This is a genomic window from Tissierella sp., from assembly GCF_031460495.1.
Taxonomy (GTDB): Bacteria; Bacillota; Clostridia; order Tissierellales; family Tissierellaceae; genus JAVKTS01.
Map to the genome: position 1 here is coordinate 604,011 of NZ_JAVKTS010000002.1, position 13,116 is coordinate 617,126.

Below are 13,116 nucleotides of genomic sequence, written 5' to 3' on the forward strand. Positions count from 1 at the left end.
TTCCCCCCTAACTTGCTATTTCATTTTTATTATCTTTTAGTTTAACCGATATTAATTTTGATATTCCATCTTGCTCCATTGCCACTCCATATAAAATATCAGCAATCTCCATAGTAGTCTTTCTATGAGTTATTAATACAAATTGTGTATCCTGATAGAACATTTTCAAATAGTTTGTATATCTACTGATGTTGGCTTCATCAAGGGCAGCATCTATTTCATCTAGTATACAAAATGGAGATGGCTTCAATTTAAGAATAGAAAACAACAATGCTACTGCAGTTAAGGATTTTTCCCCACCAGATAATAATGATAAATTTTGTAATTTCTTTCCTGGGGGTTGAGCGTTAATATCAATTCCAGAATTTAAGATATCGTCAACATCATTCAGAACCAATTCGGCTTGTCCTCCATCAAAAAGAATTTTAAATATTTCTTTGAAATTCTCATTAATCATTCTAAAGCTAATTACAAATTGATCTTTCATTTTACTTTCCATATCAATAATGACTTCATTGAGATTTTCTTTTGCATTTAATAAATCGTTCTGTTGTTTTAAAATAAAATCTAACCTTTCATTTAAAACTTTGTATTCTTCAATTGAACCTAAATTTACTGACCCTAGTTCTTTTATTTCTCCCTTTAAGCGCCTAGTTTCTACTAATTCATCCTGAATGTTCTTTATTTCAATTTCATGATTTAAAGCCTCTTCGTAAGATAGTTCATAATCTTCACTAAGTTTTTTGTGATAGTTTTCATATTGAACTGAAATCCTAGCTAACTTTACATCTTGAGAGTTAATCGTTCTTTCAGTTTCATTAATTATTTTATTTATATCTCTTAATCGGTCTTGCTCAGAATAAAACCCTTTCATAAGTTTATCTTTATCTTTAATTAATTCTTCCAATTCTTCTTTTGTTTTCGCGACAACTATATTTAATTCTTCAATCTTATTATTTATGGAATATTTAACTTTAGATATTTCTTCAATTTTAACAATATTGCTTTGAATCTCCTTATCCTTTTCATCAAAGGATATGCTTATATTTTGTATTTCTTGTTTATTTTCTTCAATTTTTTCATTTAAATTTCTTAACACATTTTCTATATTGTGAAGATTGATTTTCATATCAGTTGCAAATTTTGCTTTATCTTCCCTAATGGATTTTTCCTCATTTAAAGAAGTAGATAATAACTGTATCTTTCCTTTCTGCTCCAAACTCTCTTCTTCTAAGCTTTTTACTAAATTTGATAATTCTTGTCTTTTAGTATTAAAATCATTTATTTCTAAACTTAAACTTGTTATTTCTTTCTCAGCCTTTTTTATTAATTCACTTATTTTATTAGCCTCACTAGTATGTTTTTCTCGTAGATTTTCAGCATTTATTATAGAATATTCTGTATCCTTTATCTTTTCAGTAATTTTGAAGATCTTGTTTTGTACATCTTTTATATTTATACTTAATGAGGTACTTTGCTTTTCTAACTCTTCCTTCTCCAAATTTAAATCCTCTATCTCCATTTCCAAAGCTTCAATTCTACTTTTTCTATTAATAATACTAACAGAATTACTAGCATAACTTCCACCAGTCATGGATCCACCTGGATTTAGTACTTCACCTTGTAATGTAACAATTTTATATTTGTGTTTATACTTATTAGCTAATTTAATACCATAATCCATATCTTCAACTATTATTGTTCTTCCAAGTAAATATTTGAATAATTCTTCATATCTTTTATCATAATCTATTAACTCAAATCCTAGCCCCAGTATCTTAAACTTTTCTCTATCTTGTGTACTAATATCTATTACATTTCCACTTATGACATTAAGAGGCAAACAAGTAATTCTACCTAGTTTGTTTTTCTTAAGGTATTCAATTGCCTTCTTTCCATGTTCTTCTGTTTCAGTAACCATATTCTGTACATTTGAACCTAAACTGATATCTATAGCTCTTTCAAATTTCTGTCCTACTTTAACTAGTTCCCCAACCACACCTACAAGGCCTTCCTTTAATCTAGAATCATCCTTAGAAGCTATAAGTAAAGATTTAACTCCTTTATAATATCCTTCATAATCTTCTTCCATGTTTTTAAACAATTTTAGACTAGATTTCTTGCTATGAAGATCTGAATTATTTATATTGATTTTTTTATTTACTGAATCAAAAATTTCATTGTTTTCTTTTTCTATTACTTGGATATTATTAAGCTCTTCTAATAAAGTCGACAATTCTTCTTTAAAGTTACCTTCAGACTGTGTTATCTCTAGCTTGTTTTCAAGAATCAATTTTTCTTCTGTTTTCATCTCATTGATTTCTTTTTCTAATTGAAATATCCTTTTTTCAATATTATCATTAAATGAAGAAATACTGTTCAATTCTGATTTTTTATCAGATGTATTATTATAAATTCTAATTACATTGTTTTTTTCTACTTCAATTTCCTTTTCTTTATCTAATATAAATTTTATATCTTTTTCTAATTCTAAAGTTTTTTCTATATAAATATTGTTCAATTTATTGTATTCTTCTTGGGTAATAGATTTTTCTTTCACTAACTCCAAATTCATCTCTTCGATTGCTTTTAGCCTATTCACTAATTTATCTTTTTCGTCCTTAATTCTCTCTAAATCTTTATTATAAAACTTTTCTTTTTCTTGAATTAAAGAAAGTTCATTTTTATTCTTATCAAGCTCACTAGAATTAGATAAATTTACACCTCGAAGACTCTCAATCTTTTCCTCTAGAGTCTCAATTTTATCCTTCAAAATGTTAAATTCATCTTCTATAGTCTGCCTCTCTAGACTATTCTTATTGATTTCTTCCTCTAAAGTTAATTTTTCTTTATTTATTTCTCCTATTTGTAAATCTATCTTTCTAATATCTCTAATAAATAAATTAATTTCTAATTCTTTTAATCTGTTATATAATTTTGTAAAGCAATTAGCTTTATGTGATTGAGCTTCTAAGTTTTGTAATTGACTAGATAATTCGGATACCAAATCTTTAATTCTTATTATATTACCCTCTGTCTTCTCTAGCTTTCTTTCTGCTTCTTCCTTCTTTGATTTATATTTTACAATACCAGCAGCTTCTTCAAAAATACTTCTTCTATCCTCAGGTCTATTACTCAGTATTTCCTCTATCCGCCCTTGTCCAATAATTGAATAGCCATCTTTCCCGATACCTGTATCCATAAATAACTCTCTAATATCTTTTAACCTACAGGAGTTCTTATTTATATAATATTCGGATTCACCTGATCTAAACATTCTTCTAGTAACAGCTACTTCCGAATAATCAACTGGTATTAGACCACTTTTATTATCAAAAGTAATAGTAACTTCTGCATATCCCAATGCTTTTCTTTTGCTTGTCCCAGCAAAAATTACATCTTCCATTTTGCTACCTCTAAGGTTTTTTACACTTTGCTCCCCCAAAACCCATCTAATAGCGTCAGAAATATTGCTTTTACCACTACCATTTGGTCCTACAATAGCAGTAATTCCATCTTTAATATTTATCTCAGTCTTATCAGCAAATGATTTAAATCCTTGTATCTCAACTTTCTTTAGTCGCAATTATAACACCTCTTAATGTTATTATAAGAAAAGCTTCTATTGAAACATTAAAATTTAATAAAGCTTTTCTTGAAACTCATTGACGGAAAGTTCATAATCTTGTAAAACACAAAGCAGAACTTTCCTATTCCTTATAACTAAAGGTTTCCAAGTCAGTTAGGAAACCTTTAATATTTACTTAAATCATAGAATTTTCTTTTAAATAAGATTCCATGAGTAATTTCATATCAATTTTATCATAAAATTCATCAATTGTAATACTAATGTAATCTATATCCATTTGCTTTGCATATATCTTTATCTTTTTAAATCTATAAATACTATACAAATATTCCGAATTACTTGATTTCTGTCCTGCTATTGATGAAATATTTCTACTATTAGCTTCTATTATTAACATTTTGCCTTTAGTTTCTATTCTATTTTTAGTAAAATAGTAATTTAGTAAAATTTTAAATATATTTGCTTCTACCAATTGTCCAAAAGCCGGATGGAAAGGTCCTGCTACTACATCTTTTCCTAATTGAATGTTTTCAGTTGGCTGTAATCCCATTCTAATAACATCAATATCATTTATTCTAAATAACATAAGCAATATAGAACATATATCAACAGCTTTCTCAACAGAAATTGGAGTATAATTTCCTTCTAAATATTGTTTCTCTAAATAAGTATCTTTTATAACTAAGGTAGGATATACTCTAACACAATCAGGAGATAACTTAAGAAATTCTTTACAAGTATATAAGGATTTTTCAATAGTGTCCGATGGTAAACCAACCATCATTTGTAATCCCATATTAAATCCAAATTCTTTAATCATTTTTACTGACTTATATACATCGTCAGCAGAATGTCCTCTTCCACTTTCATATAAAACAGTTTCATTTAATGATTGAACACCTAATTCAATTGTATCTACTAAATAATCTTTTAGATTCTTTAATATTATCTCATCAATACAATCTGGTCTAGTAGATAATCTAATACCATCAATTTTGTTGTTTATTTTGTACCTGTAAGGTACCTCAAGTAATTTTTTCTGTATATCTATATCTATTGCGGTAAAACTTCCACCATAAAAAGCTACTTCTACTATGGATTCAGGCTTAAAGGTAGAAAGATGTTCTTCAATAATATTAGATACATCCTCAGGGCTTACATTAGTAGACAGTCCTGTGATTTTCTTTTGATTACAAAAAACACAATCGTGTGGACAACCAAAGTGTGGTACAAAAATAGGGATTATATAGTGTCTACTCACTTATTTCACCCATTATTAATAGAGCCTCTTTTGCAGCCATTTGCTCCGCTTCTTTTTTATTTCTGCCTGAACCTGTACCTACGATTCTGTTATCTACTATTACCTCCATATGAAATATCTTATTATGATCAGGACCTTCTTCTCTGATTACCTTATACTCAATCTTAGACCTGGTTATTTTTTGAAGATTTTCTTGTAAATCAGTCTTGTAATCAGTAAACAAGGCACCTTTAGCAACTGCATGAACAATATCAGTTTCAAAATTTTCAATTAAAAGTCTATTTACAGTTTCAAAGTCACTATCCATATAAATAGCACCCGTTAGAGCCTCACTAGCATCCGCTAAAATTGATTCTCTCTCTCTTCCACCTGTAGATTCCTCACCCTTGCCAAGAAGAAGAAAGCTCCCCAAATTTATTTTTCTAGCTGCATAAGCCAAAGATGATTCACAAACTACTTTAGCTCTAATTTTTGTTAATTCACCTTCTGGGTAATTTGGGTACTTTTTATATAGATATTGACTTACTACTAAACTTAGTATTGTATCTCCAAGGAATTCAAGTCGTTCATTATTATCTGTAATCTTCATTTTATTCTCATTTGCATAAGAACTATGGGTTAATGCAGTTTCTAACAATTTTATATTCTTAAATTTATAATTAAAATTGTCTTGTAATGGCTCTAAAAATTTTGCAAGTTTTTTACCATCTTTCATATCGTTACCCCCAACTCATTGTGATAATTAGGGCTTAACCTGCCCTAGTTATCATTCATCTATAGAATTTGTAATATATTCAACAGCATCTCCAACTGTCTTAATATTTTCCATATCTTCGTCTTCAACTTCCAAACCAAATTCATCTTCAAGAGCCATGATCAGCTCAACTAAATCTAAAGAATCAGCATTTAATGTATCCTTAAATGAAGTATCCTTCTTTATTTCTTCCTCATTAATATTAAATTGAGTAGCTATTATTGTCTTAATTTTACTAAAAATCATTATTATCTCCCTCCAAAATATTATTATTGACTAATATATGCATATTTTCTTGAATTATATTTATTACATCTTTATCAACAAACTTTATCATTTGTTTTATTGCATTTTTTATTGCAAAAGCATCAGAACTTCCATGGGCTTTTACAATAGGTTTCTTTATCCCTAGTAAAGGTGCTCCACCATATTCTCTGTAATCCATTCTACTCTTAATATTCTTAAGTTCAGGCTTAAGCAACAAGGCGCCAATTTTTGTCCTTATATTTCTTGTGAATTCTTTTTTAAGTAAGGTAAACATGGAAATAGCCATACCTTCAGTTAGTTTTAAAACAATATTTCCAGCAAAACCATCACTAACAATAACATCAACAACACCATTTGGCAATTCTCTTGCTTCAATATTTCCTGTAAAATTCAAACTTGACTTTTCAATAATTTCATATGTTTCTTTAGTAAGAATATTACCCTTACCCTTTTCTCCCCCAATATTTACAAGACCAATCCTAGGAGAAGTAATTCCCATTACTTTTTCCATATATATAGAACCCATTAAAGCAAATTGATTTAGATATTCAGGTTTGCAGTCTACATTAGCTCCTGCATCAAGAAGTAGTGAAAATCCAGTTAAGGTTGGATATAATACCGTCAAGGCAGCTCTTTCAATGCCATCTATCCTCTTAACAATGAAAATTCCAGATGCTAATAAGGCACCAGTACTACCTGCTGAAATAAAGCCATCTCCCAATCCATCAGCTAATGCCTTACAACCAACTACCATTGACGAGTTCTTTTTTCTCCTTATTGCTATTGCAGGGTCATCATCATTGGTTATTACATCCTCAGCATTTAGAATTTCTATTTTCCCTTTTTCGTATTTATATTTTAATAATTCATTTTTAATTACATCCTCTTTACCAACTAATAAAACTTCAATATTGAATTCATTAACTGCATCAACGGAACCTTTGACAATTTCAATTGGACTATTGTCCCCACCCATAGCATCAATAATAATCTTCATAATTACCCTCCAATGCTGTGTATTTTAGCCTACTGATATTTAATATATATTAGACTTAATAAAAAATCAATATAAAATTAAAAAAAGATAGTGATATCACTATCTTTCTTAATTATTCAACTGCTATTACTTCTCTGTTTTTGTAATATCCGCATGATCTACATACTCTATGTGGTTGTTTAGGCTCATGACATTGAGGACATTCAACAACTGTAGCTTTGTTTAGTGTATAAGAAGAAGCTCTTCTCTTATCTCTTCTGGTTTTAGAAGTTTTGCGTTTTGGTACCGCCATTTAAAACACCTCCTTAATTCTTAGGAAAAAGATTCTTTAATTTTTCAAGTCTAGGATCAATATTTTCATGAATACAATCACATACTGTATTATTTAAATCTGCTCCACATTTAGGACATAATCCCTTGCAATCAGAACTACACAAGGATTTCATAGGTAAAGAAAGAACTACTTGGTTTAGCACATACTCCTTCGGATCAAAGAAATCAGTATCATAATAAAGTATTTCTTCATAACCTTCATCCTCGAATTGTATTTCTTCTTTTCCCTTTATAAGCTTTCCAGACAAAATAGTTTTAATTTTATTGATAGTAGGTGCAAGGCATCTATTGCATACTTCACTATAAGTAAAAGCAATCCTAATATCTACAGTTTTTTCTCCATCTACATTAAAGATTTCACCTTCATATTGTATCGGATCAACTATTACAATATCTCTTCCACCTAAATCTAATCTTTTAATTTCTAGATTCCCTTCAAAATGGAAGGATTCATTGGGTTCATCAAGAAAACTCGATAAATCAATTTTCATATTCTTCACCTCTTAAACTAACAAACATTATTATATACAAGGTGGCTTCATTTTGTCAAGAACAATATTATTTTGATACTAAAGATAAAGTATCTCTAGCTATCATCAATTCCTCATTTGTAGGAATCACCATTATCGTAACTCCAGTTAAATCTTTATTAAGTTGAGCCTCTTCTCCTCTTACATCATTTAACTCAGAATCTATTTTAATTCCTAAACACTCTAATCCTTCACAAATTCTTTCTCTAATATAGCCTGAATTTTCACCAATTCCTGCTGTAAATACTAAAGCATCAACTCTACACAGAGTTGCAACATATGCACCAACATATTTCTTAACTCTATTCACAAATACATCTAGAGCTAGCTTAGATCTTGTATCTCCTTCGTTCATTGCTATTTCTAAGTCTCTAAAATCGCTACTATGACCTGAAATACCTAATACTCCTGATTTTTTATTTAGCATATTATTAACTTCATCAAATGTCATATCTTCTTTATCCATTATAAATGGTATTATAGCTGGATCTATATCTCCAGATCTAGTTCCCATTGCTAATCCTTCTAATGGCGTGAAACCCATACTAGTGTCCATGGATTTTCCACCTTCTACTGCACATACACTTGAACCATTACCTAAATGACATGTAATTATGTTCAAGTCTTTAATATCTTTACCTAGCATTTCTGCAGCCCTATTTGCTACATATTTATGAGAAGTTCCATGGAAACCGTATCTTCTAATTTTATATTTTTCATAAAACTCATATGGTATTGGGTAAATATAGTTATCCGGTTCCATAGTTTGATGGAACGCAGTATCAAATACTCCAACCATTGGTGTATTTGGCATTAATTCTTGACAAGCTTCTATTCCAGTGATGTTAGGAGGATTATGTAATGGTGCTAACTCCACACATTCCTCTAAAACTTTCATAACCTTATCATCAATAATAACTGATGAAGCAAAAGTTTCTCCACCATGTACAACTCTATGACCTACGGCTCCTATTTCATCCATGGATTTAATAGCACCATGATTTTCATCAATTACTGCATTCAATACTAATCCTAATGCAACTTTATGATTAGACATAGGTTCTTCTATTATAACTCTTTCTTTGCCAGTAGTATCATGCTTGATTTTAGAACCTTCAATTCCTATCCTTTCTACTAGACCTTTACATAGTACAACTTCTCCATCCATATCTATAAGTTGATATTTTAATGAAGAACTTCCACAGTTAATTACAAGAATTTTCATATCTTTTCCTCCTATTATTTGTTTAATCTATATTTAATAATATTACATTTGTGTTAAAAAATCAACATGATATAATTAAAGAAAATATATTTTGGAGGTAACTATGACAATCTTAGGACTTATAACTGAGTATAATCCATTTCATTATGGTCACCTATACCATCTAGAACAATCTAAAATAAATACCAATGCTGATTTCTCTATTGCAATAATGAGTGGTTCATTTTTACAAAGAGGAGAACCTTCTTTTATAGATAAATGGACGAAAGCAAAGATGGCAATAAATAATGGTGTTGATTTGGTATTAGAATTGCCATTTGTCTTTTCATCCCAAAGTGCTGAAAATTTTGCCTATGGTGGAGTAAAATTAATGGATAGTTTAAATATTGTTGACTACTTATCATTTGGTAGCGAAGTTGGAGAACTTGAACCCTTACTTCAAATATCTAATATCCTATCTAATGAACCAGTATCTTATAAAGAAATGCTGAGAAATAATTTATCTACAGGTTTATCATATTCAGTATCAAGAAGCAACGCTATAGAAGAATATACGAATACATTCTCTACTGATAGTCAGTTTGATTATAAAGAAATCTTAAGCAAATCAAATAATATACTTGGAATAGAATATTTAAAAGCTATAAATAAAACCAATTCTAAAATAAAGCCAATTACAATAAAACGATCTGGTAGTTCTTATAATGATCTTGACTTATCTAATGGCCATGCAAGTGCAACTGGAATTAGAAATATAGTGAAAAAAAAAGGACTTAATTCTATTAAATCTCTGGTTCCAATAGAAACATATAATTGTTTAGAAGAATATTTATGCAAATATAATAATTTTAACTACTTGGAAAATTATAATCAGATATTGCTTTATTTAATCCTCTCAACGGAAAAAGAAAAACTTGAAGGCCTAATAGATATTGAAAATGGGCTGGAAAACAGAATAAAAGATCAAGGAGTTAAATCTAATAATATCAAAGAGATAATAAATAGTATTGTAACTAAAAGATATCCAAGAACTCGTATTCAAAGATTATTTGTCCATTTACTAAATAACCTATATAAAGATAATTTCGAACAATTATATAAATCTTATCCTTCATATATTCGGGTTTTGGGTGCTAATAAAAATGGAGTATTATTATTAAAAAAGATAAAAGAAAACTCTACACTACCTATTATAACTAAATTTGCTGATTATAAACATCTTGACAATAAAGAACTTGAAGATATTTTAATTTACGACAAAAAGGCAACTGACCTTTTTTTCTTAGGTCTAAATCATCCAACACTTTTGTCAAATATGGATTATTTGATTTCACCTTATATAAAATAATCCATTATTATCTCCCTATAAATCATATTTTTTTATATGAAAAATATATTAGTATGGGAGGAGTGAATATGAAAAACAATAAAAATATAAGAAGAGTTATATCCAAAATATTATTAGCTTTATTTATTATAGTAGTATTAATAGGTATTTTATCTAATCCTATGCTCTCTTTAAATAGTGCTACATCAGGATTATCTTTATGGTTTAATATTGTCATACCTTCATTGTTGCCATTTTTTATAATCTCTGAATTGCTTATAGATTTAGGTTTTGTTAATCTTATCGGAAGACTTCTCCACCCCATTATGAAACCACTATTCAATGTACCTGGCGAAGGTGCTTTCCCCTTAGCCATGTCTATATTGTCAGGTTACCCTGTAGGTTCTAAAATAACATCTAGACTTAGAGAAAAAAACTTAATCACAAAAGAAGAAGGTACTAGATTGATATGTTTTACTAGTACCTCCGGACCTCTTTTTATGTTAGGAGCTGTTAGTATTGGAATGCTAAAGGATCCATCACTTGCGCCTATGATAATAATTCCACACTATCTTAGTATATTAATATTAGGTTTTATATTTAGGTTTTATAAACCAAATAAAACAAGAAAAAATCATACTCTAAAAAATCATACTAAAAATAATATATTTGAAGAAATGCAAGATTTCTTCAGTACATGGATTAGGACAAATAAATCTTTGGGTTCTATGATAACAAAATCAGTCAAAGAAAGTATGGATACAATATTATTGATTGGTGGTTTACTAATATTTTATTCAGTCCTAATTGAAGTTCTACTTAATTTCAGTTTTATTAATAGTATTTTGATTCATTTAATTAATAGATTCTCCTTAAACATAAATATAATAAAAGGATTAATCTCAGGTTTTTTTGAAGTAACCACAGGATGCAAAAACATAGCATTAACCAATATCAATTTAATCAGCAAAATCCTGATTATTAATTTTCTAATTGGATGGGGTGGAGTATCTGTACATAGTCAAGCAATTAGTTTTATTAATAATACTGATATAAATAGTAAATTATATATAATATCTAAGTTCTTTCATGGAATCTTATCCTCATTATTCGGATATATAATATATATATTAAAATATAAGAATTACACCCAAACAACTTTCTTAGAAACTATTTATATCCCGAAGCAATTTGTGTTAAATGATTGGATTTATGTATTAACAAATTCAACAAAACTTGTACTAAGTATAAATCTTTATGTATTTATACTATCAATATTTATTTTCTTACTACATAGGAAGTTTGGAAAAGAACTTAGTTAGAACCCCTAAGTTCCTTTCTATTGTCATTTAATAATTGGATTAATTCTTTTAAATTTTCTTGGGTTTCCTGCATTAAGGTATCTGCATATTCCATGGCTCCCAATCTAATGTCCTTAGCATTACTTTGAGCCTTTGAAATAATTTCTTCTGCCCTTGAGTTTGCCTTCTTTGTGATTTCCTCTTGATCAACTAGTTCTTCTAATCTTGATTCTGTCTCTTGTAACAAAGTATCTGCATCTTTTTGAGCTTCTGCTAAAATTCTCTGTCTCTCTTCTTTAATCCAAGCAGCTTGTTTAATTTCGTCAGGTAGTTTAATTCTAATTTCCTTTACAATCTCTAAAACTTCAAACTTATCCACCATAACCTTACCAGAAAACGGTAAGCTTGTACCTGCCTCTACAATGTCCTCAATTTCATCAATTAGTCTTAAAACTTCCATATCTATTAGCGGCCCCCTCTAAATTTATTCTTCAAAGCTTGTTCTACTATTTCAGGAACAAAATAAGATACTTCTCCACCAAACATGGCTACTTCTCTAACTATACTTGAACTTAGAAAAGCGTGTTTACTATCAGATACCATAAAAAGAGTCTCTATCTCATTATTGATTTTTTTATTTACTAAAGCCATTTGCATTTCATACTCAAAATCTGAAACGGCTCTAAGACCTCTAATCATTGTAGTACATCCTTTATATGCAGCATAATCAGTTAACAATCCTGTAAAAGAATCTATCTCAACATTAGGAAATTCTTTAGTTACTTCTCTTAGAAAGTGAGTTCTTTCTTCTATAGAAAATACATTATTCTTTGATGGATTGTTTAAAATTGCAACTATCAAATGTTCTACTTTCCTTGAAGCCCTTTCTATAATATCTAAATGCCCATATGTTACTGGGTCAAAGCTTCCTGGATAAACAGCTTTCATATGCCTTCCTCCTTAATTGCTTATTTTATAAAATGATAATGACTTGCTACCATACTTTCTATAATCATATTTTATAAATCTGTTTATATTGTTTTCTAAGTCCAATTCACTTTCGTGCTCAATTATTATCATACCATCTTCTTCTAAGATGCTCTCTGAATCTATTAAATCTAATAATGTAATAAGAAGATTTTCTTGTCTAAATGGAGGGTCCAAATATATATAATCAAACTTTAGTTTATTTGCATTAAAAGACTTTATAGCTAAAAATATGTCAATTTTCATAATAATACTTTGATCAAGTAATTTAGTATGCTTTAAATTTTCTTTTATAATATCAATACTCTCACTATAGTTATCAACAAAGTAACATAGTTTAGCACCTCTACTAAGAAATTCAATTCCAATAGAACCAGAACCTCCAAATGCATCTAGTACTATACTATCATCGTCAATATATCCTAAAATATTAAATAAAGATTCTTTAATCTTATCTTCAGTAGGTCTAACAGACTTACCTTTTGGTGCGATTAATTTGTGTCCTTTCCTTAAACCAGCTATAACTCTCAAATATTTGCCTCCTC

The 13,116-nt window shown here is 28.9% G+C and carries 13 protein-coding genes; 2 read left to right on the top strand and 11 right to left on the bottom strand.

Translation table 11 applies throughout. From position 1 onward, the window contains the following. Nucleotides 1-7 precede the first annotated feature (7 nt). The 8 genes from smc to RIN63_RS07155 form a co-directional block, all read right to left on the bottom strand. The gene (smc, locus tag RIN63_RS07120; RefSeq protein ID WP_310444015.1) at nucleotides 8-3,586 is read right to left on the bottom strand and encodes a chromosome segregation protein SMC; all 3,579 of its coding nucleotides are present in this window, start codon (nucleotides 3,584-3,586) and stop codon (nucleotides 8-10) included. A 178-nt stretch (nucleotides 3,587-3,764) separates the two neighbouring features. Beyond that, complete coding sequence (locus RIN63_RS07125) at nucleotides 3,765-4,850, bottom strand: radical SAM protein (protein ID WP_310444016.1); 1,086 nt, start codon at nucleotides 4,848-4,850, stop codon at nucleotides 3,765-3,767. Next, a complete protein-coding gene (gene rnc / locus RIN63_RS07130; RefSeq protein WP_310444017.1) occupies nucleotides 4,843-5,565 on the bottom strand; it encodes a ribonuclease III in 723 nt (240 codons plus the stop codon). The genes RIN63_RS07125 and rnc overlap by 8 nt, the downstream gene beginning before the upstream one ends. A 51-nt stretch (nucleotides 5,566-5,616) precedes the next feature. Continuing rightward, the gene (gene acpP, locus RIN63_RS07135; protein WP_310444018.1) at nucleotides 5,617-5,850 is read right to left on the bottom strand and encodes an acyl carrier protein; all 234 of its coding nucleotides are present in this window, start codon (nucleotides 5,848-5,850) and stop codon (nucleotides 5,617-5,619) included. Further along, on the bottom strand, nucleotides 5,840-6,868 hold the full coding sequence (gene plsX, locus RIN63_RS07140; RefSeq protein WP_310444019.1) for a phosphate acyltransferase PlsX: 1,029 nt from the start codon (nucleotides 6,866-6,868) through the stop codon (nucleotides 5,840-5,842). The genes acpP and plsX overlap by 11 nt, the downstream gene beginning before the upstream one ends. A gap of 112 nt (nucleotides 6,869-6,980) precedes the next feature. Further along, nucleotides 6,981-7,160 (bottom strand): 50S ribosomal protein L32, encoded by a 180-nt coding sequence (gene rpmF, locus RIN63_RS07145; RefSeq protein ID WP_310444020.1) that lies wholly within the window; start codon nucleotides 7,158-7,160, stop codon nucleotides 6,981-6,983. A 13-nt stretch (nucleotides 7,161-7,173) separates the two neighbouring features. After that, the gene (locus tag RIN63_RS07150; protein WP_310444021.1) at nucleotides 7,174-7,692 is read right to left on the bottom strand and encodes a DUF177 domain-containing protein; all 519 of its coding nucleotides are present in this window, start codon (nucleotides 7,690-7,692) and stop codon (nucleotides 7,174-7,176) included. A gap of 67 nt (nucleotides 7,693-7,759) precedes the next feature. Beyond that, a complete protein-coding gene (locus RIN63_RS07155) occupies nucleotides 7,760-8,956 on the bottom strand; it encodes an acetate kinase (RefSeq protein WP_310444022.1) in 1,197 nt (398 codons plus the stop codon). Nucleotides 8,957-9,059: 103 nt separating this feature from the next. Here RIN63_RS07155 and RIN63_RS07160 point away from each other — a divergent pair, with 103 nt between their 5' ends. Both RIN63_RS07160 and ylbJ read left to right on the top strand, forming a co-directional pair. Next, nucleotides 9,060-10,304 (top strand): nucleotidyltransferase, encoded by a 1,245-nt coding sequence (locus RIN63_RS07160; protein WP_310444023.1) that lies wholly within the window; start codon nucleotides 9,060-9,062, stop codon nucleotides 10,302-10,304. 68 nt (nucleotides 10,305-10,372) lie between these two features. Next, nucleotides 10,373-11,605, top strand: coding sequence for a sporulation integral membrane protein YlbJ (ylbJ, locus tag RIN63_RS07165; RefSeq protein WP_310444024.1), 1,233 nt, complete (start codon nucleotides 10,373-10,375; stop codon nucleotides 11,603-11,605). Here the strand turns inward: ylbJ and RIN63_RS07170 are convergent. Genes RIN63_RS07170 through rsmD form a run of 3 tightly spaced genes read right to left on the bottom strand, consistent with a single transcriptional unit; the run spans nucleotide 11,598 to nucleotide 13,102 of the window. Continuing rightward, the gene (locus RIN63_RS07170) at nucleotides 11,598-12,044 is read right to left on the bottom strand and encodes an ATPase (RefSeq protein WP_310444025.1); all 447 of its coding nucleotides are present in this window, start codon (nucleotides 12,042-12,044) and stop codon (nucleotides 11,598-11,600) included. The genes ylbJ and RIN63_RS07170 overlap by 8 nt on opposite strands. A gap of 5 nt (nucleotides 12,045-12,049) precedes the next feature. Beyond that, nucleotides 12,050-12,532 (bottom strand): pantetheine-phosphate adenylyltransferase, encoded by a 483-nt coding sequence (gene coaD / locus RIN63_RS07175; RefSeq protein WP_310444026.1) that lies wholly within the window; start codon nucleotides 12,530-12,532, stop codon nucleotides 12,050-12,052. 12 nt (nucleotides 12,533-12,544) lie between these two features. Next, nucleotides 12,545-13,102 carry a 16S rRNA (guanine(966)-N(2))-methyltransferase RsmD gene (gene rsmD, locus RIN63_RS07180; protein WP_310444027.1) on the bottom strand — a complete coding sequence of 186 codons (558 nt, stop codon included), beginning with the start codon at nucleotides 13,100-13,102 and terminating at the stop codon, nucleotides 12,545-12,547. Nucleotides 13,103-13,116 lie beyond the last annotated feature (14 nt).

What these genes read in the sequence shown, in the direction of transcription:
- rnc (WP_310444017.1), bottom strand. Translation starts at nt 5,565, where the DNA reads ATGAAAGATGGTAAAAAACTTGCAAAATTTTTAGAGCCATTACAAGAC.
- acpP (WP_310444018.1), bottom strand. Translation starts at nt 5,850, where the DNA reads ATGATTTTTAGTAAAATTAAGACAATAATAGCTACTCAATTTAATATT.
- plsX (WP_310444019.1), bottom strand. Translation starts at nt 6,868, where the DNA reads ATGAAGATTATTATTGATGCTATGGGTGGGGACAATAGTCCAATTGAA.
- rpmF (WP_310444020.1), bottom strand. Translation starts at nt 7,160, where the DNA reads ATGGCGGTACCAAAACGCAAAACTTCTAAAACCAGAAGAGATAAGAGA.
- RIN63_RS07150 (WP_310444021.1), bottom strand. Translation starts at nt 7,692, where the DNA reads ATGAAAATTGATTTATCGAGTTTTCTTGATGAACCCAATGAATCCTTC.
- RIN63_RS07155 (WP_310444022.1), bottom strand. Translation starts at nt 8,956, where the DNA reads ATGAAAATTCTTGTAATTAACTGTGGAAGTTCTTCATTAAAATATCAA.
- RIN63_RS07160 (WP_310444023.1), top strand. Translation starts at nt 9,060, where the DNA reads ATGACAATCTTAGGACTTATAACTGAGTATAATCCATTTCATTATGGT.
- ylbJ (WP_310444024.1), top strand. Translation starts at nt 10,373, where the DNA reads ATGAAAAACAATAAAAATATAAGAAGAGTTATATCCAAAATATTATTA.
- RIN63_RS07170 (WP_310444025.1), bottom strand. Translation starts at nt 12,044, where the DNA reads ATGGAAGTTTTAAGACTAATTGATGAAATTGAGGACATTGTAGAGGCA.
- coaD (WP_310444026.1), bottom strand. Translation starts at nt 12,532, where the DNA reads ATGAAAGCTGTTTATCCAGGAAGCTTTGACCCAGTAACATATGGGCAT.